Origin of the sequence: Neiella marina (assembly GCF_002165625.1) — a bacterium.
GTDB classification, from domain to species: Bacteria; Pseudomonadota; Gammaproteobacteria; order Enterobacterales; family Neiellaceae; genus Neiella; species Neiella marina.
On record NZ_NGNS01000016.1, the window covers coordinates 1 to 23347 of the forward strand.

A 23347-nucleotide genomic window follows, 5' to 3' on the forward strand; every position below is an offset into this window, starting at 1 on the left:
CATAGAGAAACGCCCTAGGCCGTCAAGGCCTAGGGCGGTGAAAATATCCAAGACCCGTTATCCGGTAAACCGCAATGCCGCCCCTCTTAAGTGAACAGCATTGCGCTCGAAGCGGGCTTTCTAAAATCGACAAGACTGCAATTAAGCGACAGTCACCTTGGCGAAGCGGCGCTTGCCAACTTGGAATACCGCCGTTGTGCCAGTCGCAACGGTTTGCTTGGCGTCAGCAACTTTCTCACCGTCTTGCTTCACCGCACCTTGTTTCACCATGCGCATAGCTTCAGAGGTCGAAGCCACCAAACCCGCATCTTTGAGCAAGTTTGCCATGCCGATTTCGCCGTCAACAGCATTCACTGTTACTTCAGCAATATCGTCTGGAATAGCGCCTTTTTGGAAGCGCGCGATAAACGCCTGCTCAGCGCCATCTGCTGCGGCTTGATCGTGGAACCGAGCAATGATTTCCTTGGCCAACGCAATTTTGACGTCACGTGGGTTTTTACCTGCTTCAACATCGGCTTTAAGCTGTTCAATTTCAGCCAGCGGACGGTAGCTCAGCAGTTGGTAGTAACGCCACATCAAGTCATCTGAGATCGACATGATTTTGCCGAACATCTCATCAGCTGGTTCAGAAATACCAATGTAATTATTAGCTGACTTGGACATTTTCTTAACACCGTCCAAACCTTCCAACAGCGGCATTGTCAGCACTACCTGAGGCTTTTGTCCGGCATCTTTTTGCAGTTCACGGCCCATCAGCAAGTTGAATTTCTGATCGGTACCACCAAGCTCAATGTCAGCATTTAGTGCCACGGAGTCATAACCTTGCAGCAACGGATACATGAATTCATGAATCGCAATCGGCTGGCCACCGGTGTAACGCTTTTTAAAGTCATCACGCTCAAGCATACGGGCAACGGTTTGTTTCGCCGCCAATCGGATCATGCCTTCTGCACCCAGCTCAGCTAACCACTCAGAGTTGAATACAACGCGTGTTTTCTCAGGATCGAGAATTTTGAAAACCTGCTCTTTGTAGGTTTCAGCGTTAGCAAGTACTTGCTCTTTAGTCAGCGGTGGACGAGTAGAGTTTTTACCGGTTGGGTCACCGACCATGCCAGTGAAGTCACCAATCAGGAACACCACTTGATGACCGAGTTGTTGAAATTGGCGCAACTTGGTGAGGATGACAGTGTGACCTAAGTGGATATCTGGTGCGGTTGGATCGGCACCTAACTTGACGATCAATGGGCGATCTAATTTTAGTTTTTCAACCAGTTCGTCTTCGACCAGAATTTCCTCTGCACCCCTTTTAATCTCAGCAAGTGCGGTTTGCAAGTCGGTCATGAATCGCCCCTTTTTTTAGATGAATACGTCAAAGCGGACGGATTGTACTTGAAAAATACAGTCAATATAAGTATCAAGTAGCACTGTAGGCCAAGGGATTGTTGACCTTTGATGTGTATTTCTTGTTTCAATGAAGTCTTTATTTGAACAAGCAAGCGCTTATTTAAATCACATACAAACAAAGAGTAGTTGTACAATGACGCGGGTATTGCACCGCATGCCAAACAGTCATCGTTGGCTGTTAGGGATGTGTGTATTTTTCATTTTGCTGGGATTAATTTGGCCTTCGGAACAGGCCAAAGCCACGCGCACCGCGGATGCGCCCTGGCAGCTAGAGCTTAACAAGCGCTATCCCCTTCCTCTCGATCTGCAAGCATCGCAAGCTGCTGCGCAAGCCGCCGAAGCAGCTGAACAACTCAACTGGCAAGTAGAAACGGTAAAATCAGGCGACAGCTTAGCGAAGTTATTTAGCCGCGCCGGACTGTCGGCCAAAACCCTTCACCAAATCATGCAACTCGGCAAACCTGTCGCCGCGTTGAAAAGAATTCACCCAGGCGACCAAATTAGCTTTGCCAGAAATAGCGACGGTAATTTGCAGCAACTGGCTTATGCCATCAGCGAAGAAAAGACCCTGTATGTCGATGTGGTTGACGGCGGCTTTGACGCTCGTACGGTAGAAAAAGAATTCGAACTGCGCAGCGACTATGCTGGCGCCACCATTGAGAGTAACTTCTGGAATGCCGGTATTGAATCTGGCATGACTCCCAATTTAATCATGGCGCTGGCCAATATCTTTGGCTGGGATATCGACTTTGCCCTTGATATTCGCAAAGGCGATAGCTTCACCGTCATCTACGAGACTCGTTATCTTGATGGCGAGTTTGCCGGTTACGGCGATATTATCGGCGCCGAGTTTGTCAATCAGGGTGAGCGTCACCGAGCGATTCGCCACACCGATGGCAATTATTACTCGCTAGACGGTCATGCCATGCGCAAAGCGTTCTTGCGTGCCCCGGTTAACTTCAAATACATCAGTTCCAGCTTCAACCCCCGTCGCCTTCATCCTGTGACCGGTAAAGTCAGACCGCATCGCGGTATTGATTACGCCGCCAAGACAGGCACACCTGTGGTTGCCGCTGGTGATGGTAAAGTCATGAAGTCGGGTTACAGTCGCCTTAATGGTAACTATGTGTTTATTAAACACGGCGAAAAGTACGTCACCAAATATCTTCATTTGCACAAACGTTACGTCAAGACTGGCCAGCGAGTGCGTCAGGGCAAAACCATTGGTACCGTGGGTGCCACGGGTCGCGTCACCGGACCTCACTTGCACTATGAGTTCTTAGTCAATGGTGTGCACCGCAACCCACGCACGGTGAAATTGCCGCAATCACAAGCCATTGCCAAAAAAGAACGTCAGTCGTTCTTGAACCTTGCGAAACAAATAGGTCATCAGCTAGATTCCAATCAACGCATTCTCCTGGCTATGAATGCCAGCAATGACTGATTGATGAAATGAGCAATTACTATATCGGACTAATGACAGGGACCAGCATGGATGGGCTGGACGTGGCATTAGTCCGTTTTGGTGACCACCAGCTCGAGCTGGTTGCCGCCCATACTTATTCCCTGCCTGATACCCTAAATACCCTTTGTCAGCGACTATGCGATCCGGGCTCTGATGATCTCGATTCTTACGGCCGTGCTCACCAATGGCTTGGTGAATGTAGCGCTGACGCGATCAATCAATTGCTTGATAAAGCAGGCATCGCAGCAAGCGAAGTGAGCGCCATTGGCAGTCATGGCCAAACTGTGCGCCATCGGCCCGATCTCGATCATCGATTTACCCTGCAACTTGGCGATGCGTCGATCATTGCCGAGAAGACCGGCATCGACACGGTGGCAGACTTCCGCAGCGCCGATATGGCAGCAGGCGGCCAAGGCGCGCCATTAGTGCCAGCATTTCACTCTTGGTTGCTAGGTAAACGAGAAGAGCCGACCATTATTGTTAATATTGGCGGCATCGCCAATCTGACTTATCTGCCAGCCAATAGCGATCATATCTTTGGCTTTGATACCGGACCTGGCAATACATTGATTGATAGTTGGTGCCAACTTCATACCGGCCAATCTTATGACGACAATGGCGACTGGGGTGCCTCGGGCAATATTGATCAGGAATTGTTAGCCAACCTGATGACTGATGCCTACTTCCACCGCCCCGCCCCCAAAAGCACTGGTCGCGAGTATTTCAATGTCCATTGGTTAAAGGACTATATGGGCGATGCTAAGCCAATCGCATCAGCCGATGCCCAGGCAACATTACATGCCCTAACCGTTCATAGCATTGCCGATGCAATCCGCCCTTTAGCAAGAGGCAAGTGCAATGTCTACATCTGTGGCGGTGGCGCCCATAACGGATTAATCATGCGTTCGCTGGCACAAGCCATGCCCTCCCACACCGTTGACACCACCGCAGCTCTTGGACTCGATCCCGACTGGGTTGAAGCAGTTTGTTTTGCTTGGCTGGCCCATTGTTTTGAACAGCGCATCCCCGCCAACGTGCCAAAAGTAACAGGAGCTAAAGGACCACGGTTGTTGGGTTGCCTTTATCCAGCCAGCTAATATGCTTGCTAAATGGCGCCAAGTAGCTTGCCAATTCTTGGTGCCCACATCAGCATGATTGCTGCACCCACGCCAATCAAAGTGATCACAGCGCCACCAGTCATCACCGCCGCACCGCTCCACACAGTGCTGCTTGAGCTCTGTTTTTTGGCCCAGAAATAAATCTCAACAATGGCCATGGGTAACAGATAGCAAGCGAATGACAGAAAGATATCCATCGGCCCATCGACATTTTGAGTGTTGCCATTTGGTCCCTGATTAACCAGATACCAGCCCATCAGGTACAAACGAAAACTCCAAACACCGTTAATCAGAATAAAGCTATGAATGGCCCACCGCATGTGTAGGTCGAAGCGTTTGTTAACGGCGTGATACCAGGCAAAACCAACAGCCACCAGAATCAGCAAGCCATTTAAGGTGACCCCTTGGCTGAAGGTGAGCCCCTTGACCCACTGCAAATACAGCCCCGTCAATGCCCCCGACATGCCAAGCACAAGAAACAGCCGGCCGTTCCAGCTATGAAATCCTTTGAATCGATTTCGGATACTCGGAACCAACTGGAAAATGCCAAACAACGACAAGTAAATCGACGGCAGGATATGAGCAAACAACACCAATCGATCAAAGCCCTCGGTATTTTTAACTCCCGGAGCCGGGCTAAACTCAGCAACGTCAAAGCCAAATACCATCGTCAAGGCGTATATGGCAAAGACATAAAATGCGAACGCCCATTGCCCTGCCAGGGCAATGGCAAACCAACTTTTGACACTTATATCTAAGGCCTTTTTGGCGTTGTGCAAAGTCGCACTAGGCAAGCCCAAAACAGATGTAAACACAGCAATCACTCCAATCAACTGAAAGTGAAAACTATGAGTAAAACGTCGCTCCAATTCGCACCGAATTTAAAATTCGGCGCATAAAAATCGACGTATTTTCGCCACGCCGAAGTGTTTTGTTGCAAAGCTGAACTTGATTACCTCAGATAGCTGCTGCTAACTTCATAAACTCGATACCACAACGATGAACTGACATGCCAGAGCAACCGCTAATAGAGGCAATGACGCTGCAATACTTGGTACTTGCGACTGCTTTGGCATTACTGCTTGCTCAGGCTGTTGTCAGTCGTAAAACCACCACTCACCTATTGTTTGCGGTGTTTTGTGGCTCAGTGGCGCTATCAAGCGCACAGAAACTCACTGGCGATAGCGTTGGCGCCTACCAATACCTTATTGGTATGGGTGCCTGTGCGACCTGCAATATTTATTGGCTGCTCGCACGTTCCCTGTTCAGAACATCAACGCCGATTAAGTTGCATCATGTTGGCTTCGCTGTTGCTCTCGGGGCCTTGATGATGGCCAAGCAAGGCTATCTCTTTATCGATAGCTTCTGGCAATTTAGTCTGCGATTTGACGATGTCTTTAATGGCATTTTGCGAGAGCTCATCACACTGCTCTCTTCATTTGTGTTGATCATGGCGGTTTGGGAAGGAATACGAGGCTTTGATCGCAACAACCGAAAAGACTGTATACAGCGCCTGACTTTCCTCGTGAGCCTTGCCGCAGCCATTGCCATTACCAAAACAGTTGCGGTCACTCATGCCAACCAGCCCGACATAGTGCAAGCGGTGATTGCCGTGGTTACTGTGATGGTCATGCTATTGACGCAGATATTGATAACATGGCGAAGCAGCAACACCGGCCCAATCGTCAAACAGTGCTCTCATCGCTCCCCTGCACCAGCAAGCAATGAAGCAAGTAGCGCTTGCCAAACTAGTATCACGACCACTGCGCTTGATATGGAGCTAGCCGAGCAAGTCAATCGCTGTATCCAGCGTCAGTATCGTCAATCGAATTTGAAAGTGGCAGATGTTGCCCGAGCCCTTGATGTTTCCGAATACCGGGTGAGCCGAATTCTGAAACAGCATTTTCAAGCCAAGAACTTCAATCATTTTGTCAATCAGCTGCGAGTCGAACACGCTCGCAGTTTACTAGCCGACCCTGCGACCAAAGACTGGCCTGTACTGATTGTTGGATTAGAGAGCGGCTTCGCTTCGGTTGGCCCATTCACTCGCGCATTTAAGCAGTTTACCGGGCTGACCCCAGGTCAATACCGAGCAACAAGCATGGCAAGCGCACAATCAGCGTAAACCGACAACGCCGCTGAGATATCAAACAAAATGGCAAATCAGCCGCTTGTTTCTTTACATTCAGGTGACTCTGCGACTAACTTGCAGTGTCGCCACAACCTTTTTTAATTCCAATTGTTAGATAAACGGACGTTATCACCCCAGCTTTATTGCCTACTAGTAGCAATTACCATGCTTTTCAGTGCTTGCACTCAAGCGAATTGCTATGGCGTAGTAACCGCTGGCGGCGGAGCCCATTATTGGCATCAAGTAGTGAAAGGTGCGCAAGCCGCTGCCGACGAACTCGATATGACCATTGTTACCCGCGGCATCGCCGATGAGCGAAACGATAAAGCTCAAGTGCTGATCATGAAATCCATTCGCCAACAAGGCTGCTCAGGCTTTCTTCTTGCGCCCAGTTCTGACGCTTTACTCGACCTCGTCGCTGAGTTCGATGCAATCGGTATTCCGACGGTTTTTATCGACCGAGATATCGGTGGCGAACGGCGCGCAGTGTTGAAAACCAACAATCATCACGCTGGCAAATTAGTGGCGATGAAAATAGCCCAATTGACGCCACCGCAAGCAACTATCGGCGTGTTAAGAACTCATGAGTTAGATAAAGCAGTTACCGCCCGAGTTGATGGCTTCGTTGGCACCGCTGAAACCATGGACTTAGACATTGTATTCAACGAGCTAGTGGGCACTAAAGTGGGTGAATCTCGCAGCAAAATCACTGAGCTACTGCAGCAACATCCAGATATTGATGCCATCTTTAGTCCCAATGAAAACACCACAGTAGCAACCATCGCCAGCTTGGACGCAATTGGCAACGAACAGCGGCCTGTGCATATTGGTTTCGATAGCAATAAATACATTGTTGACTCAATGGCCAACGGCAAGCTCGCTGGCTTTATGGTGCAAGATCCCTACTTGATGGGCTATCAAGCAACAAAAGCGCTCCATCGCATTCGTTTAGAAAAGCCAATCTCAGAAACCACCGACATTCCAGCGATATTTATCAACAGAGATAACTACCAGCACCCGGAAGTTTCGAGCAAACTAGTCAATTGAAAATCACTGCTATCATCTGACCATTAGCGCATTGGCAACTGCTCGCTAAGAATCGATGTATAAGCAGGTTGTTGCGACAAAAACCGATACGCCCAAGCGAGCGCAATGACACCACATGTCACACCAATGTACCACTCAGACTGAAAATCTTGCAGTGTATAGGGCTGGTCCAAATCGGACAGCACCATGGCACCGTAAGAGTAAAGCCAAGCCAATAAGTTATTGCACATGTGGCAAAAAATGGGGGCAAAAAGAGTACCGGTTTTGATATACAAGGCACACATACAAAGGCCAAACATTAGGCTACCAATGACATCGGTGTGTAATCCGGCAAACAGAACTGATGAACCAATTGCCGCTCCCAATCCCCCCCATTTATCTGCCCATCGGTGCAGCAATAAAAATCGGAAAACAATCTCTTCGACAATAGGCGCAAGTACTACGATCGCAGCAAAACTAAGGGTATTTGGGACAAAGCTATCACCATCACGATAGTCATAAGTGATATCGGGGCCTTCAAGCAATTGATTCGAAACCCAATCTGGCAACCAAAATGACAGCGGATAGTAAAATACGTAAACGGCAGCAATGCTAAATAGCACACTGAACAAAGAGAGCTTAAATCCAGCAATATAATCGGTCCAAGACGGGTCTTGCATAGCCGCCATTAAAGGTATGCTGCGCCACACAATTAATGCGGCCAATAACATGCCTGCAACCAAATAAAACAACATGCCATCCGCTGCGCCTTGCCAATACAAATGCAAGTTCAAGCTGGCGGACAAGATAACAAAAATGATCGAGGCGAATAGCAACGCCAAAAACACGTAACGCGATTTCAATGGGAAAGCGCAGTCATCTTCCATGATGTATATCTCCTTGCGATGGAACTCCAATTCCATCGGGTAGTTAAATATTAATCCCGCCAGCTATCCAGTTGCCAACCGAGCAAGTTCTCTAACTTAGTTATCTCTGCAGCAAAAATCGAACGCAACTGCTGCTTTTCATCGGCGCTGATCTTGCTCACGTAAGGTCGGCTGTGAACATCTTTCTTCTCAGTATGCGGCAACTCTTCAATCGCCAAAAACCGATAGATCTGATTGACTGTGGTAGTTGGGTCCGTCAGCAGCTCATCGTGGCGTAGAAACAAGGTTTGCTGCTTTGGAAACAGCTGCCAGATGCGCTCAATTTGCTGGCTGTAGAAGCCCCGATCAACGTAAGAATACTTGCGTGAACTGCCGCGACTGAGTTGAATACGCTCAGCTTCTTCGGCCATCGCCTGAACAAACGGTAGCTTTTCACGCCCCCGATGGCGCTCCATATTCCAATGCGAGTATGCTCGCTCGATAGGATTGCGGAGCACCGCAATGACCTTGATGTCAGGGTTATAGCGATGGATCCGCGGCATACAGTCTGGCAGGTACATGTACGCCGGAGTGACATCGCCCATCAAACGACCCGCGCAATTGGAGGGGTAGAACGCATGATACTTGCGATAGTTTGGTTCACCGTTGGCAAACAAACGGCTGTTGTCGAAAAAGTGCACTTCTTTTTTGTCCGGCATCGCCAAGCCTTGATGACGACGCAAGTACTGATCCAGTGCGGTGGTTCCGCTCTTTTGTGCTCCAGCAACAACAAAGGATACACGCTGCTGGGTCACTTGATTACTGGCTAAACGCCAGGCCACTTTCAGGCGAGTCGATAACGGCATAAGGCTTTCTCAGGGGCAATACAATCGGCCCAAAATCTATCGGATTGATGCGCTGAAAGCAAAATCATTCAGCAACAAGGGTTTGGCATCTGTAGTGCAGCGAATTATCGACTGACACCGCTTCGGCTAAACGCGGCAAAATAGCTTCCATAGTTGCCATCAACTTCCATGGTGGATTGACAACGTACATGCCTGATGAGGTCATGCCCTTTTCGTCAGAATCGGCCGAAACACCGAGCTCAAAACGTTGAATATTGCGAATGCCACTATCAATGAACTGTTGATCAAGTCGATCAATTCGTGCCCGTTCAACCACCGGATACCAAAGCGCATAAACGCCAGTGGCGAACTTTTTGTAGCCTTTGGCAATGGCATCAAACACTTGTTGGTACTCAGTTTTGATTTCATAGGAAGGGTCAATCAACACTAAGGCGCGGCGGCTTTGTGGTGGTAACAAGCCCATCAGACGCTTGAGGCCGTCTTCCTGACTCACTCGAATCCGGCGATCGCTACCCATGTTATTCAACAAGTGCTGATAGTCTTTCGGGTGCAATTCGGTTAACCAGGACTTGTCATCCTGGCGGAGCATTTGTTTAGCCAACAACGGCGAGCCCGGATAAAAACTAAGCTCACCACTTGGGTCACATTGCTGTACCAATTCAAAATAGCGACTCACTTCAGGGTAATCATTGGCATCTAGTTTGCCGATACCCCCTAAGTGTTCGCTGAGCTTGTTGGCAGTGTCAGCATTTAGGTTGTACAACCCAGCCCCTGAATGCGTATCAATGTAATCCAGCGGTTTTGGTTTTTGCTGCAAGTACTGAATGATTTCAACCAATACGATGTGTTTGAGCACATCGGCAAAGTTGCCAGCATGAAAGGAGTGACGATAACTCAGCATGAGGAGTCCTAAATGACCAAGAAGCGGGCTTATTTTATACCAATCCTACTTGGATTGGTGGTTACAAAAAAAGAGGCGCCTGCGGGCGCCCCAAATATCGGTCTCGAGGGAGCAGGCCGATGCCTGCGCGACCAATTCAAGCCGAATACTGCGTCGCTTAAGCTTGAAATGATTTGATTATGCTGCCGAGTGAATATCCTCTATCTCGGCGTTGGGTTTCTCCGGCTCAGCAACGCGACGACGGCGATTGAAGAACCCACTGACATTGGCGCCGATCATCAGCAGACACGGCGTCAAAACCAATGTCAGAACCGTCGCAAAGGCCAAGCCGCCAGCAACCGCGGTGGCCAGTTGCGACCACCACTGAGTAGACGGAGCGCCATGCTGGATGGTTCGAGCCATCAAATCGATGTTCACTTCCAACACCATAGGTAGCAAACCTAGAATCGTCGTTACCGTGGTCATCAACACTGGCCTAAGACGCTGCGCACCAGTGCGCAGAATTGCTTCGCGAGCGCTCATGCCTTGGCGGCGCAACACGTTAAAGGTATCGATCAACACAATATTGTTGTTGACGACAATGCCTGCCAGCGCAATCACGCCAATGCCCGACATCACGATGCCAAAAGGTTTTTGGAATATCAGCAGACCGAGCAACACACCGACGGTAGAGAACACCACAGCACTGAGAATCAAAAACGCTTGATAGAAACTATTGAACTGGGTGACCAAAATAATGGCCATGACAAATAGCGCCACCATAAAGGCATTTTGCAAGAATGCCGATGACTCATCTTGCTCTTCATTCTGGCCCTTCACTTCAATATGCACGCGAGGATCAATGCCAAGATTTGGCAGCTGCTCTTGCAGCTTCGGAAGCTCAAGATTGAGCAGCGCGCCGGGGATCAGGTCGGCACTAACTGTCACCACTCGCTTACCATCGACACGACGGATGGTATCGAGCTTCTTCTCCGGAGTACGTTGAACAAAGTTGGTGATCGGTACCTGACCGGCATAGGTCCGCACTCGAAGTTCATCCAACCGCCCTAAGTGACGTTTCTCTTCTGGGAAACGCACCCGAATGTCTAGTTCATCATCGACATCATCAGGGCGGTATTCGCCCAACTTGAGGCCATTGGTGACCATTTGCACCGTCGCACCGAGAGTGGTGACATCAGCACCAAAGCGCGCAGCATCGGAGCGATCAACTTTTAACTGCCACTCAATACCGGGTTTACTACCATCATCATCAATGTTGGTGAAGCTGCCATTCTCCGCTAACGCATGGCGCACCGTGCGTACGGCGTCATTGACTAAATCGGGGAATCGAGAACTGAGCTGCAAACGTAGATCTTTGCCGCCGCCGGGGCCGTTTTCATCCTTACGGATCTCGATTTCGACGCCTGCGATATCGGCGGTCGAGGCGCGAATTTCATCGATAATAGTGTTAGCTGTACGGCGCTGATCCCAGTCAATCAAATTAATCCGAAAATAACCTATTTCGCCATTGTTACCAGTCAGGGTATATAGGGTTTCGATCTCGCCCATATCAACCATGCGCTGTTCAATCTCGCGCATGATGGTGTCTTTTTCATAGACCGACAAATCACCATGGGAGCGGATATGAACATTGGCACCAGACGGTTCAACATCAGGAAAAAACTCAGCACCAAGATTAGACATGATGTAAGCAACGCCAACGCCGATGGCAAACAAGATAGAGCCAACTAGTACCCATACCGGCCGTTTGATGGCGCCCGACAGAGTACGTAAATAAGTGCCGGTAAAGCCTTTAATGGCCGACACATCGCCCTGTTCGGCCAGCATTAGTTGCTTTTTCGCCTCAGCACTTACTGGCCGGCTTTTGCCAATCATCGAGCCCAGCGCAGGGACGAAGATGAGCGCCATAAACAAGCTGGCAGAAAGCGTGGCGATAAGGGTGATAGGCAGATATTTCATGAATTCGCCCATCATTCCTGGCCAAAAGATTAGCGGAGCGAAGGCAGCGAGGGTCGTTGCGGTAGAAGCGGTAATCGGCCACGCCATACGCTTTGCTGCTTGCAGGTAAGCCTGCTTCCGCGGCAACCCTTCGCTCATGCAACGATCGGCATATTCGGTGACGACAATGGCACCGTCCACCAACATACCAACGGCCATAATCAAGGCAAATAACACCACAATATTGACGGTAAAACCCATGATCGCCAGTACCAAAATACCAGTCAGAAATGAGCCGGGAATAGCGACGCCAACTAGACCTGCACTGCGCAATCCAAGCACCGCAACAATGACAATGACCACCAGCAAAATGGCCGAAAGAACATTGTTTTGCAGATCATTGAGCATTTCTTTAACGTCTTCGGAACGGTCGCCGGTGTAAGCCACTTCAACATTTGCTGGCCAAATTTTCTGCTGTTCAGCGATCAGTGCTTTAGTTTTATTGACGGTTTCAATGATGTTTTCGCCAGGCCGCTTGACCACTTCTAGTGATACCGTTGGCTGACCATTTAAGCGAGCAAAGGTGCTCGGATCTTTATAGGCCCGACGCACTGTCGCAACGTCGGCAAACGTAATGACCTTATCGCCATCGACCTTGATCGGCATTTCCATGACGTCGCGAACGCTTTCAAATACCGATGGCACCTTAACGGCAAAGCTACCCTTGCCAGTGTCCATGGTACCAGCAGCAACCAGACGGTTATTACGAGACACCAAGCTGGCAATATCGCCTTGGTCAAGGTCGTAGCTTTCCATCAATAATGGATCGACGATGATTTCAACAATGTCTTCGCGATCGCCACCAATTTTCACTTCCAGAACTTCTGGCAAGCTTTCAAGTCGGTCTTGGACATCGCGAGCGAGCTGAATCAATGCGCGCTCTGGCACGGGGCCGGCAAGCATTATTGTGATAGCGGGGTTCTCTTCTGCCATTTTAACTTCGTGAACTGACGGTTCTTCAGTTTCACTTGGCAATTTAGCTTTCGCTAGCGTCACTTTATCGCGGACGTCGGCCAATGCTTCTTTGGGATCGGTACCGGCAAGAAATTCTAGCGTAACAGAGGCATGACCTTCGCCGGCTCGCGCAGTCATTTCCTTGACCCCTTCAATGGAACGCAGCTCGTTTTCCATTGGCCGCACCAGCATGCGTTCAGCATCCTCTGGGCTGATGCCGTCATGAGTCATCGACACATAAATGTAGGGAATCAGAATATCTGGGTTAGATTCTTTCGGAATCGACACATAGGTCGAAATACCGGCGATCAGTACCAACACTAACACCATCATGACGGTGCGAGTGCGATTCAGTGAAGCTTCAATAAGTGCAAGCATGGCTGTTCCTTATTTCGCTTCTTTGTAAACGGGGATGACTTGGTCACCGGGACGAACAAATCCCTGCCCCATAGTGATCACAGAGACCGAATCACCAAAACCGGACAACCAAACACCGTCATTATCCGCTTTAACCAGCTCAATCGGAGTAAAACGCACCACATCGTCATCGACCGACTTGATACCTAGGTTGCCATCTTCATCCAAAGCCAACAAAGCCGGTGTCACTTGAATGGCATTGACAGTCGCCAGCGGTAATTCAAGCTCAGTGCTTAATCCTGCATACATTTTTGCATCGGCATTGTCCAACGTCAGCTCGACGCGGAATGTATTGGTAGCGGCATCGGCTACTTTCGATAAGTAGCGGATAGTGCCTTGCTGTAAATTACCGTTAACAAAACGAGCTTGACCATGTTGGCCAACTTGCAACTGAGAAATATCATGCTGACCAGCATCAGCTCGGATAATCAGCGGATCAATGTCATACACCATGGCAACGGGGTCGCCAACGCCCAAGTAATCGCCTACTTCCACCATCCGCTCATTCAAAATGCCATCAAACGGCGCGTTGATAATGGTGTGGTTAATTTCCAGCTGCAAACGAGCCACTGCGGCTTTGGCCTGCTCAAGCTGGGCTTGCGCCTCGGCCAACCGAGCACGGCCAGAGAATCCTTGCGAACTCAACTTTTTGGCGCCTTGATATTCAATCTGACGTTGAGCAAATTCCGCTTTGGCTTGGTTTAGGCGCTGCTCACGATCATTCATCGCTAAACGAACCAGCGGCTGGCCCGCTTTAACCGATGCACCACGGACGGCCAGAATTTCAACCACTCGGCCTTCGGTCTCTGCTCGCAAAGTAGCTTCACGATTCGGCTCGGTGCGGCCGTATAAGGTAATGGCTCGAGTTACGGGTGAGGTTTGCATCCGCTCCACTTGCACTTTAGGCAACAGGCTCGGCTGTTCAGTTTGAGCTTGTGGAGCCTCATTGTTGGCGGAGCCACTAGCCATCCAAGCCACCAGCAACACACTAATAGTGACGGCTAAGATCCATGGCTTGGCAGACAACACTTGTAGGCCTTGAGAGAGTTTCGACATGACGCATTCCTTGTCCGGCCAAAACGAAGAAATGGGCCGGGATTTATTTCGACCTCGGTATCGTAAAAGACCTTAAAGTAAATGTGGATGTAAAAATGTTACGAGTTATGAAGGTTGAAACAAGGAATGAGGTGGGATGGACCTGCCACAACAAGTCAGCAGGTACGATGCAGATAGGGTTTGAGCTCTAGGGCAGCGCGTATGTCGTTATACCGAGAATGACGCACCGCAACCACAAGTGGTTGTTGCATTTGGGTTATTAACGAAAAAACGTGAACCCTCAAGGCCCTCGGTGTAATCAACGATACCGCCAATAAGATACTGCAAGCTCATTGGATCAATCACTAGGGTGACGTCTTCTTTGTCGATAGTGGTATCGCCGTCATTAACCTTTTCGTCAAAAGTGAAGCCGTACTGGAAACCAGAACAACCGCCACCGGTGACGTAAACCCGCAGCTTGAGTTCAGGATTCTCTTCTTCGGCAATTAGCGTTTTCACTTTTTGCGCGGCGGCATCAGAAAACTGAATCGGCAACGCTGCAACTTCAGGTTGGGACATACAAACCTCACTCATACATTACCGCGCGATTATCCAATACCCGAGTATTTTATTCAAGTATTAACTTGCGCTCAGTCACACTTGTTGCGATGACAATACCTAGCGATTAGTAATCCGCCTGAACGATATCGCGCCACTCATAAGTCGCCGTCACCGTGCTCTTGCTGCGTGGCATACTGCTGAGCTTAGTTTGCAATTCAAGTTGTTCGGGAACAACATCATCTGGCACTTGAATAATGCCCTCTATGGTCGTCAGATATCTAAAACTAAATTGCAAGCTGGCCTTGTCAGGCGCTGAGACCAAGGCCCAAGTATCAAACTGCACCGGCTGCTCCGAGCGGATCCCCAACAACGACATCGACAACTCACCCTTAACTGGTCGATCGAAGCGACCCAATTGAATCAGCGTGATGCGAAAACGAAACACATTGGCGGCATTGGTGTTGAGCAATGTCACTGTGTCGATCGCCATCACATCATTAGAATCTCCATCGCGAAACACTTTGCGGTATAGGTTGAGCTCCTCAGTGAGCGCCAGCTTTTCATCGCCGAGTCGCTTGATCTCTTCTTGCAACCAAGTGAGCTCAGCATTGACCATTCTCAACGAGATGTCCTTACTAGAGGTAATCTTTTGATTTTCCTGAAGATGTAACTCTGCCAATTCGACTTGGCGCTCGGCTTCTTGGCGTTTTTGAATCTCTAGATCATGACCAAATCGACCCGCAACAAAACCGGCCATGACGCAAAAGGCCATCACCAGCAACAAGGTTACGCGCCCGGTTCGGAAAACTTCCAGCGCCAATATTCTCTTAATCAAATGATGTAACTGCTTAAGAATCAACATAGAATGTCTATCATATTCAATCCAAACGCGACTTGATAGCTGAAATCAGGATGAACAAGCTACTGCACCTATTGCGATACCGCCTCGCTGTGCCAAGGGTAAGCTGGCAGCTGACGCTACTGGGCCTTATCGGCGGCTTTTGTGCATCCGTGCTAATTGTATTGTTTATCGGCTTTATTCGCTTTCTGAAAGAGCTATTTGCTCAACTCACCGTCGAACTCCCGCCGCTAGAGCACGCCTTACCGCTCGTTGGCGTCGCTATTATTCTGTTGATAGCGATATCCCTAGGCTTGCAGTACTACCGTCTGGGTATTCCGTTCGTGATCTATCGAATCCGCACTCACAACGGCTCCATGCCGCTGAAGAACACCATCAACCAATTTATTGGTGCCAGCATCGCGTTGGCGAGCGGCTTTGTTGTCGGCCGCGAGGGCCCAGCTGTTCACTTAGGCGCTGCCGGAAGTGGCTTAGTCGGGTGGTGGCTAAAGCTACCAAACAACGCCACTCGAGTGCTATCCGCCAGCGGAATCGCTGCCGGCATTGCGGCGACCTTTAACACGCCATTGGCCGCCGTAGTCTTCGTAATGGAGGTGGTATTAAAAGAGTACAAAATGCACATGGTGCTGCCAGTGCTGTTGGCGGCGGCTTGCGGCGCGATTGTGCATCACCAGCTCGATCTAGGTCATAGCTTAGACGTTACCCTAGAACAGTTCCCTGCGATGGATTGGAAAATCGCTGGAAGCTTGGTGTTGCTCGGTATTGTTCTTGGGCTATTGTCGGTGTTATTTGCCGCCATGCTCGGTGGGGTAACTCAAGCCAGTTATCGACTGCCGCTAACCTACCGTCTGACAATTGCCGGTACCGTCACCTGCGCCATTGCTTGGTTCGTGCCAGAACTAAACATGACTGAGTCAGAGGCAGTGATCCGGCAGCTCGATGGCAGTCTGACTTTTGAGCTGATTGCAGCATTGTTTGTTGGCAAGTTAGTGGCATGTTCGGTTGCTCTTGGGCTTGGTATTCCAGGCGGGATTATTGGTCCGTTATACGCTATGGGAGCCCTTGCAACAGGGTGTTTCCTAACGCTGTTGAGACCGTACTTGGATTGGGACCCTGCCCTGACGCCGATGTTTATCATCATTGGTATGGGCAGCATGATGGCCGCTTCATTGCATGCGCCGATGGCAGCAATGGTGGCAATCGCAGAGTTAACCAATAGTCCGGGCGTCGTCGTACCGGCCATGCTGGTGATGATTCCGGCACAATTGATGGTCGGTCAGATCTTCAATAAACCATCAATGTTCGTCCAGCAAATGCAGATGCAGGGCATGACGTACGAACAATCGCCTGTGGTATTGAGCCTGCAAAAAACCGGGGCTCTGGCGATTATGGAAACAAACTATCAATGGCTTAGTGACATTGATGACATGGGCTCGGTGAAAGGGCTTGTGTTAGCCAAGGAAAAAGGCGAAGCGCATGATCGACTATTCTATATTGATCCAGACAATGGTGAACGACTCAGGATGGAAGGTATTGACCAGCAAGCGTCGTTAGCGATTGCCTATCAGCGTTTGCGACGGGTCCGCAAAGGCGCAGTGTATGTCTATGGCGATCGCCGCGAGCAGCTACTGGGCATCATCACTTGGCCAATGCTTGCTGAATACATGCACAAAGAAGTGGCTTAACTGAACCTAAACTAACTGAGTCATAATCAATCATTAGTTTTCACAGCAAAGGTAAACTTCAATCACATACGAAAATTAATAACTCGTTATAATCGGCTTATCATCGTAGTTCGAGCTTCACCCCAAGCAGTATGAAATCTCTCCATTGGTATTTGCTCTCTCTTGTTGTCACCTCCAGCGCGCTCATCGTTAGTTACGATTTGTTGATGAATAAACACTTGGTCATCGATATCAACAGCGGCCACCCCATGGCGGTAAGCTCAGATCAAAGCTATCTTGGTGGCGCATCAACTGCCTCGCTAGGTACTTCGAATGGTATTTTGGAGCTTGATTGCGAGCTGGACAATTCTGCTTATGCTTGGCCTTACTGTCGAATGAGCTTCGACTTGAGTGTATCCAGCAACGGAGTTGACATCGCCAGCTATGAAACCATTCGCTTCAAAGCCAGTATTGATGGCCCCAAGCCACAACTTCGTGCCTATCTGATATCATCAGTCAGTATGGACAAAACTGAACTTGCTGACGATCACCGCAAGTACCACATGGTCACCTATGAACCGACACGCTACGACAACGACATAACGGTACCGCTGGAGTTGTTTCGCCCTGCTCCGTGGTGGCTAACCAAAAACAACAAAGGTTTGCTTGATTCAGTTGCCGAACTGGACAACGTACTGACACTGGAACTCGGTACCGGCAGCAATGCACCGCCAGGTCGCTATAAGATCAAGTTGGAGCGGATTGAATTGCAGGGTAAGTGGTTTCCACCTAGGCAGTTTTACTTGTTGATCATAGGTATGTGGATTTTGTTTGCCTGTATCCTCGGATGGAGCCATGTACGCACTACCAAACGGCAACTATCGGCGACTCTTGCCAAAACCAATCAACTACAGCAAATCAATGAAGCATTGCACTTGCAGTCGAAAACTTATCAACAAGCTTCTCAACGCGACCCGCTGACCGGCCTTTATAATCGCGGAGTACTGCGAGAGCGCGTGCCGAATTGGGTAAACCGAGTCATTGACCACGACGATCGCTTATCACTGATCTTTTTTGACCTCGACCACTTTAAAGCGATAAACGATAGTCATAGTCACGATGTTGGCGATAACGTATTGGTGCAACTGGCCAAACTTTGTCGAGAACAGATTCGCCACCAAGACTTATTGGTTCGATGGGGCGGTGAAGAATTTGCGATTTTCTGTCCGCAAACCGAACTGCAATCAGCTGAATTAATGGCGAACAAGATTCGCAATGCCATCCGCCTAACAGAGTGGCCAAATGGCTTGAAAGTTACGGCAAGCTTTGGTGTCAGCGAATACTATGCCGGCGAGCCGTTCACTGACTTTGTCAATCGAGCCGACAAGGCGCTCTATTTCTCAAAAGACCGCGGTCGTGACATGGTTTCAGTAACGGGGTTGGATTAGCTTCAGTGCCTCAATACAGGCAAGCTTAGCGCTCGAATAAATCACTCATGCATTTTGCGTTTGGTTTGATATAGTGAGGCGCCAATAACGGGGCCCTAGCAGATTCAAGCATACGCAGCCTCAGCAAATTATCATCATCTTCGGAGACCGCTTCATGAGCCGTTCGCAACAACTCTATCAACAAGCTTGTCAGACTATACCCGGTGGCGTGAATTCGCCTGTGCGTGCCTTTAATGGCGTTGGTGGCACCCCGGTATTTATCGAGCGAGCGGATGGTGCTTACCTCTATGATGTTGATGGCAACGACTATGTCGACTATGTCGGTTCATGGGGCCCAATGATCATGGGACACAACCATCCTGCTATTCGTCAGGCTGTGGTCGACGCCGTGCAGCAAGGACTTAGCTACGGTGCTCCTACGGCAGCTGAAGTCACCATGGCGGAGACCATTCAAAGCATCATGCCGGCGATGGAAAAAGTGCGCATGGTAAACTCCGGAACCGAAGCAACAATGAGTGCCATTCGACTGGCTCGTGGCTACACCGGACGCAATAAATTGCTTAAGTTTGAAGGGTGCTATCATGGCCACTCCGATAGCCTGCTGGTGAAAGCTGGCTCTGGCATGTTAACCATGGGCGAACCAACATCGCCGGGCGTACCTGCCGACTTGGCAAAGCACACAGTAACCGTCAGTTTTAACAATATTGACGAAGTAAAAGCAGTGTTTGCCGAATGTGGCGAAGATATCGCGGCAATCATTGTTGAACCAGTTGCTGGCAACATGAACTGTATTCCGCCAGTTGATGGCTTCCTGCAGGGTTTGCGGGACATCTGTGACCAATTTGGCAGCGTACTGATTTTTGATGAAGTGATGACAGGTTTCCGCGTTGCTCTCGGCGGTGCTCAAGCGCTTTATGGTGTTACCCCTGATTTAACCACGCTCGGTAAAATTATTGGCGGCGGTATGCCCGTAGGGGCATTTGGTGGTAAGGCGGCAATCATGGATCATATTGCGCCAACCGGACCGGTCTACCAAGCCGGAACTTTGTCGGGTAACCCTGTAGCGATGGCCGCAGGCTTGGCAACCTTGACGCTTATTCAACCTGCTGAGATACATCAAACCATCGCCGAAAAAGCAGAGTACCTAATGGCGGGCTTCAGCTCAGCAGCCAAAGAGGCTGGCATATCATTGGCAACAGTGACCGTTGGCGGCATGTTTGGTTACTTCTTCACAGAAGCAGAGCAAGTCACTAGCTTCGAGCAAGCGACTCAATGCGATGTCGAGCGCTTCAAGAAATTCTTCCACTTGATGCTGAACGAGGGTGTTTACTTGGCCCCATCCGCTTATGAAGCCGGTTTTGTTTCCTACGCTCATAGCCAGCAAGACCTAGATAAAACCATTGCCGCTGCCGCCAAAGCATTTGCGACACTCGCAGCGCAAAGCTAATCCAGTCCATTAGCCAAACAAACGAAACAACGGCGAGACTAAACTCTCGCCGTTTTTATTCGTAGTTCAGAACTCGGTTGGTCTACCAGCCTGGCACTTGCATGAACATAGCATCGACGTATTCGTTGATCGTTTCGATGCGTTCATCCTGAGTGGTCGACCGCTTTAGCCGCTTGGTACCAATTCCTCGCCAAACCACATGATTGCTGGCTGGGTCGACTAAGTCGATGAGTAGCTGTCCTTCAGTGAACTGGCGGACATCAATGTCATTGCCCCAACCATAATCCCAAGCGCGGTTGTGATAGCTTCTGTGGTAGTTGTAGCGAGTGTTGTATGTGCGGATTTGAGTTTTGTCCTGACTCGTCACGTGGTAAGACACCAGAATATCAGCTTGCTCGGCCGGCACTTCGGTCATCCCTCGATTACCTAAGTTACGCTTGATCGATTCTTCAATGCGTTGCTCGGTCAAACTGGCGCCAGGCTGACCAGCATATGTGCTGTTATTAATTGGCACTAAATGAAATGACTTCAGATGGGCGAAGTTAAAACCATCAGCATAGTCAGAATCGACTCTAGGGGTTGAAGCGCAGCCTGTGAGAATCAACATTAGGCTGGCCAGCATCACGGTCCAACAATGGGTCACGCGTTTCATGCAAAAGGCCTCCACTGTAAATAATTTAGGTTTCAAACAGTAAGACTAGTCGCAGATGAAAATGTTCGTGGTTATTTATACACAAATGTTAGTGCTGTTAAGTCATTGTTCAGCTTCAGGTCATTGCAGCAAGCAACGCAGATCGTGATTGCAACAACCATTCGGGCGCCTGATAGCGACTTAAATCAACAGCCAGTTGAGTACTAGCATGGCCTGACTGCCAATACTTGCGTTCAAACGGCGTCATCGGTTCAACTCCGTCGTCGTGTGGGTAGGGCTGCGCTTGAACAGTGAGGCCGGCCAATGCCATTGCCTGAACCATCTCATCAACGTAGATGTGCCAATTACTTCGCACCGTCAATATGCCTCCAGCGGCCAAAATATAAGGGAACACACCGGCACCATGCCAACGTCGTCCCAAATGCTCGGCTTTGGGCCAGGGATTAGGGTAAAGGATGAATTGCCGGCTCAACGGCCAGTTAGCAGCCCAGATGAGTCGCCACAGATCATTTAAGTCAGCGCGCGCAAGCACATAGTGGCCACCACCTTCTTGCTGCAGCCCTTTACCAATCCGGCAAGCTGACTTGTCGATACCTACGACTAGACTGTCGGGGTATTGCGCAGCCAGCACCTTGGTGCTTTCACCAACGCCGCAACAAGCATCCAAGATCACCGATCCTGGCCATTGCTGAACTTGCTCATTCAGTTGTTGAAACACATCCAATGTGTGTTCTGCCACTGGTTTGCGAAAAGGATGCTTGAAATGGCGTTGCACCTTATCAGCCAAGTGTTCGTGGACGCCTGGCTGATTACTAACAATTAACTTTGAATTTCCAGCCATTACGAGCGAATGCCAACGCCACGTTTGAGCATATTGAGAATCACCAAAAACAACGCTACCGTCATTACCAACAACATGATCACCGACGGCAATACAGGAATATCGCTAACCCCAAGAAACCCATAACGAAAGGTATTGACCATGTAAACAACTGGGTTGAGTTTCGACACCCATTGCCAAAATTCAGGCAACATCGAGATCGAATAGAACACTCCGCCTAGATAGGTTAGTGGCGTCAATACAAAGGTGGGTATGATGCTGACATCATCAAAAGTTTTCGCGAATAGCGCATTAAACATTCCCCCCAAAGCAAACAACACGGCGGTAAGCAAAATCACCAGCACCAAAATACCGACATGGTGAAATTGCAGATCGGTAAACACCATGGCCACTAAGGTGACGATAGTCCCCACCAGTAAACCACGACAAACACCACCAGCAACATACCCCATGATGATGATGTAGTTGGGTACCGGAGCCACCAGCAACTCTTCAATATTGCGCTGAAACTTCGCTGAAAAGAATGACGAGGCAACATTGGAGTAGGAGCTGGTAATGACACTCATCATAATCAGCCCAGGAACAATGTAGTCCATGTAGCTGAAGCCACCCATTTGCCCCACTCTGCTGCCAATTAAGCCACCGAAAATCACGAAATAGAGTGTCGTAGTGATCGCTGGCGGGACCAGCGTTTGCACCCAGATCCGCATAAACCGAGTGCATTCCTTACGCACAATGCTTTTCAGCGCGATGTAGTTGACCGCCGCACTCATGCTTTGTTCTCCTCTGTCGCGCCCATCATGGCAACAAATAACTCTTCCAATCGGTTTGCTTTGTTGCGCATGCTCAACACTTGAATACCTTGATTATCGAGCTGGGCAAAAACCGGGTTCATCCCTTTTTCTTTCGCAACATCGACTTCTATGGACGACTCATTGACGGTACGCCAGTCAAAGTCATTGAGAGTGACGGAATCTGCAGGGGCCGATAAATCAAGCACAAAGGTCTCAACGTTCAGTGTCGCTAGTAAATCTCGCATACTGGTGTTAGTGACAATTTGGCCCTTATTGATAATGCCGATGTTGCGACACAACAATTCAGCTTCTTCCAGATAGTGGGTGGTCAGAATAATGGTCTTGCCTTGTTTGTTTATGTCCCTGAGGAAATCCCACATACCGCGGCGAATTTCGATATCTACGCCGGCAGTTGGCTCATCAAGAATCAACATTTGCGGTTCATGCATCAACGCCCGGGCGATCATCAAACGGCGTTTCATGCCACCAGAGAGTTCCCGAGCTCGGTGGTTGCGCTTTTCCCATAATTCTAATTGCGTCAGGTATTTTTCAGCCCGCTGCAGGGCATCTTTTCGTGGCACACCGTAATAGCCAGCCTGATTGACGACGATTTGCAGCAGGGTCTCAAACTGATTGAAATTGAATTCTTGCGGCACTAAACCGATGCAGCTTTTGGCTTTCTCTAACTCGCGATCAATACTGTGTCCAAACACTGTCACCGAACCGGAAGATTTAGTGACCAGCGAACTCAATATGCCGATTGTAGTGGACTTGCCGGCACCATTGGGCCCTAACAAGGCGTAGAAATCGCCCTGTTGAACCGTGAGATCAATGCCTTTAAGTGCTTCTACGCCATTGCTGTAGGTTTTAGTTAACCCTCTAATTTCGATTGCATTCATA

20 protein-coding genes are annotated in these 23347 nt (G+C 49.4%); 7 read left to right on the plus strand and 13 right to left on the minus strand.

Annotation, left to right across the window (positions count from 1 at the left end; translation table 11 throughout):
* Positions 1–141 precede the first annotated feature (141 nt).
* Positions 142–1341, minus strand: coding sequence for a tyrosine--tRNA ligase (gene tyrS, locus CBE68_RS12360; protein WP_087506408.1), 1200 nt, complete (start codon positions 1339–1341; stop codon positions 142–144).
* A 196-nt stretch (positions 1342–1537) separates the two neighbouring features.
* Between tyrS and CBE68_RS12365 the strand changes: the two genes are divergently transcribed.
* Complete coding sequence (locus CBE68_RS12365; protein WP_087506489.1) at positions 1538–2848, plus strand: peptidoglycan DD-metalloendopeptidase family protein; 1311 nt, start codon at positions 1538–1540, stop codon at positions 2846–2848.
* An 8-nt stretch (positions 2849–2856) separates the two neighbouring features.
* Positions 2857–3966 (plus strand): anhydro-N-acetylmuramic acid kinase, encoded by a 1110-nt coding sequence (locus CBE68_RS12370; RefSeq protein ID WP_087506409.1) that lies wholly within the window; start codon positions 2857–2859, stop codon positions 3964–3966.
* An 8-nt stretch (positions 3967–3974) separates the two neighbouring features.
* On the opposite strand, the gene CBE68_RS12375 is transcribed toward CBE68_RS12370, so the two are convergent.
* Positions 3975–4802, minus strand: a complete 828-nt coding sequence (locus tag CBE68_RS12375; protein WP_229744728.1) for a DUF2306 domain-containing protein — start codon at positions 4800–4802, stop codon at positions 3975–3977.
* A gap of 194 nt (positions 4803–4996) precedes the next feature.
* On the opposite strand from CBE68_RS12375, the gene CBE68_RS12380 reads away from it, so the two are divergent.
* Both CBE68_RS12380 and CBE68_RS12385 read left to right on the plus strand, forming a co-directional pair.
* A complete protein-coding gene (locus tag CBE68_RS12380) occupies positions 4997–6112 on the plus strand; it encodes a helix-turn-helix domain-containing protein (protein ID WP_087506410.1) in 1116 nt (371 codons plus the stop codon).
* Positions 6113–6283: 171 nt separating this feature from the next.
* Positions 6284–7165, plus strand: a complete 882-nt coding sequence (locus CBE68_RS12385) for a substrate-binding domain-containing protein (RefSeq protein WP_087506411.1) — start codon at positions 6284–6286, stop codon at positions 7163–7165.
* 23 nt (positions 7166–7188) lie between these two features.
* Here the strand turns inward: CBE68_RS12385 and CBE68_RS12390 are convergent, their stop codons facing one another.
* The 7 genes from CBE68_RS12390 to CBE68_RS12420 form a co-directional block, all read right to left on the minus strand.
* Positions 7189–8031: a CPBP family intramembrane glutamic endopeptidase gene (locus CBE68_RS12390; RefSeq protein WP_158100596.1), complete on the minus strand. Its 843-nt coding sequence runs from the start codon at positions 8029–8031 to the stop codon at positions 7189–7191.
* A 50-nt stretch (positions 8032–8081) separates the two neighbouring features.
* Complete coding sequence (locus tag CBE68_RS12395) at positions 8082–8876, minus strand: sulfotransferase family protein (RefSeq protein WP_087506413.1); 795 nt, start codon at positions 8874–8876, stop codon at positions 8082–8084.
* A 64-nt stretch (positions 8877–8940) separates the two neighbouring features.
* Positions 8941–9777: a 23S rRNA (adenine(2030)-N(6))-methyltransferase RlmJ gene (locus CBE68_RS12400; protein ID WP_087506414.1), complete on the minus strand. Its 837-nt coding sequence runs from the start codon at positions 9775–9777 to the stop codon at positions 8941–8943.
* A gap of 177 nt (positions 9778–9954) precedes the next feature.
* A complete protein-coding gene (locus CBE68_RS12405; protein ID WP_087506415.1) occupies positions 9955–13107 on the minus strand; it encodes an efflux RND transporter permease subunit in 3153 nt (1050 codons plus the stop codon).
* A 9-nt stretch (positions 13108–13116) separates the two neighbouring features.
* On the minus strand, positions 13117–14202 hold the full coding sequence (locus tag CBE68_RS12410; RefSeq protein WP_087506416.1) for an efflux RND transporter periplasmic adaptor subunit: 1086 nt from the start codon (positions 14200–14202) through the stop codon (positions 13117–13119).
* Positions 14203–14409: 207 nt separating this feature from the next.
* Positions 14410–14760: an iron-sulfur cluster insertion protein ErpA gene (gene erpA / locus CBE68_RS12415; RefSeq protein WP_087506417.1), complete on the minus strand. Its 351-nt coding sequence runs from the start codon at positions 14758–14760 to the stop codon at positions 14410–14412.
* A 106-nt stretch (positions 14761–14866) separates the two neighbouring features.
* Positions 14867–15604 carry a DUF6776 family protein gene (locus CBE68_RS12420; RefSeq protein WP_087506418.1) on the minus strand — a complete coding sequence of 246 codons (738 nt, stop codon included), beginning with the start codon at positions 15602–15604 and terminating at the stop codon, positions 14867–14869.
* Between the two features lie 50 nt (positions 15605–15654).
* Between CBE68_RS12420 and CBE68_RS12425 the strand changes: the two genes are divergently transcribed.
* The 3 genes from CBE68_RS12425 to hemL all read left to right on the plus strand — a co-directional run bounded on the left by CBE68_RS12425 (position 15655) and on the right by hemL (position 20160).
* A complete protein-coding gene (locus CBE68_RS12425) occupies positions 15655–17286 on the plus strand; it encodes a chloride channel protein (protein ID WP_087506419.1) in 1632 nt (543 codons plus the stop codon).
* 206 nt (positions 17287–17492) lie between these two features.
* Positions 17493–18713 (plus strand): GGDEF domain-containing protein, encoded by a 1221-nt coding sequence (locus CBE68_RS12430; protein WP_158100597.1) that lies wholly within the window; start codon positions 17493–17495, stop codon positions 18711–18713.
* 154 nt (positions 18714–18867) lie between these two features.
* A complete protein-coding gene (hemL, locus tag CBE68_RS12435) occupies positions 18868–20160 on the plus strand; it encodes a glutamate-1-semialdehyde 2,1-aminomutase (RefSeq protein ID WP_087506421.1) in 1293 nt (430 codons plus the stop codon).
* 82 nt (positions 20161–20242) lie between these two features.
* Here hemL and CBE68_RS12440 read toward each other — a convergent pair whose 3' ends face one another.
* The 4 genes from CBE68_RS12440 to CBE68_RS12455 form a co-directional block, all read right to left on the minus strand.
* Positions 20243–20812, minus strand: a complete 570-nt coding sequence (locus CBE68_RS12440; protein WP_087506422.1) for a DUF4136 domain-containing protein — start codon at positions 20810–20812, stop codon at positions 20243–20245.
* A gap of 115 nt (positions 20813–20927) precedes the next feature.
* Entirely contained in the window at positions 20928–21653 is a 726-nt protein-coding gene (gene trmB / locus CBE68_RS12445; RefSeq protein WP_087506423.1) for a tRNA (guanine(46)-N(7))-methyltransferase TrmB, read from the minus strand.
* Entirely contained in the window at positions 21653–22426 is a 774-nt protein-coding gene (locus CBE68_RS12450) for an ABC transporter permease (protein WP_087506424.1), read from the minus strand. Before CBE68_RS12450 ends, trmB begins: the two co-directional genes overlap by 1 nt.
* The gene (locus tag CBE68_RS12455) at positions 22423–23346 is read right to left on the minus strand and encodes an ABC transporter ATP-binding protein (protein WP_087506425.1); all 924 of its coding nucleotides are present in this window, start codon (positions 23344–23346) and stop codon (positions 22423–22425) included. The genes CBE68_RS12450 and CBE68_RS12455 overlap by 4 nt, the downstream gene beginning before the upstream one ends.
* Between the last annotated feature and the right edge of the window lies 1 nt (position 23347).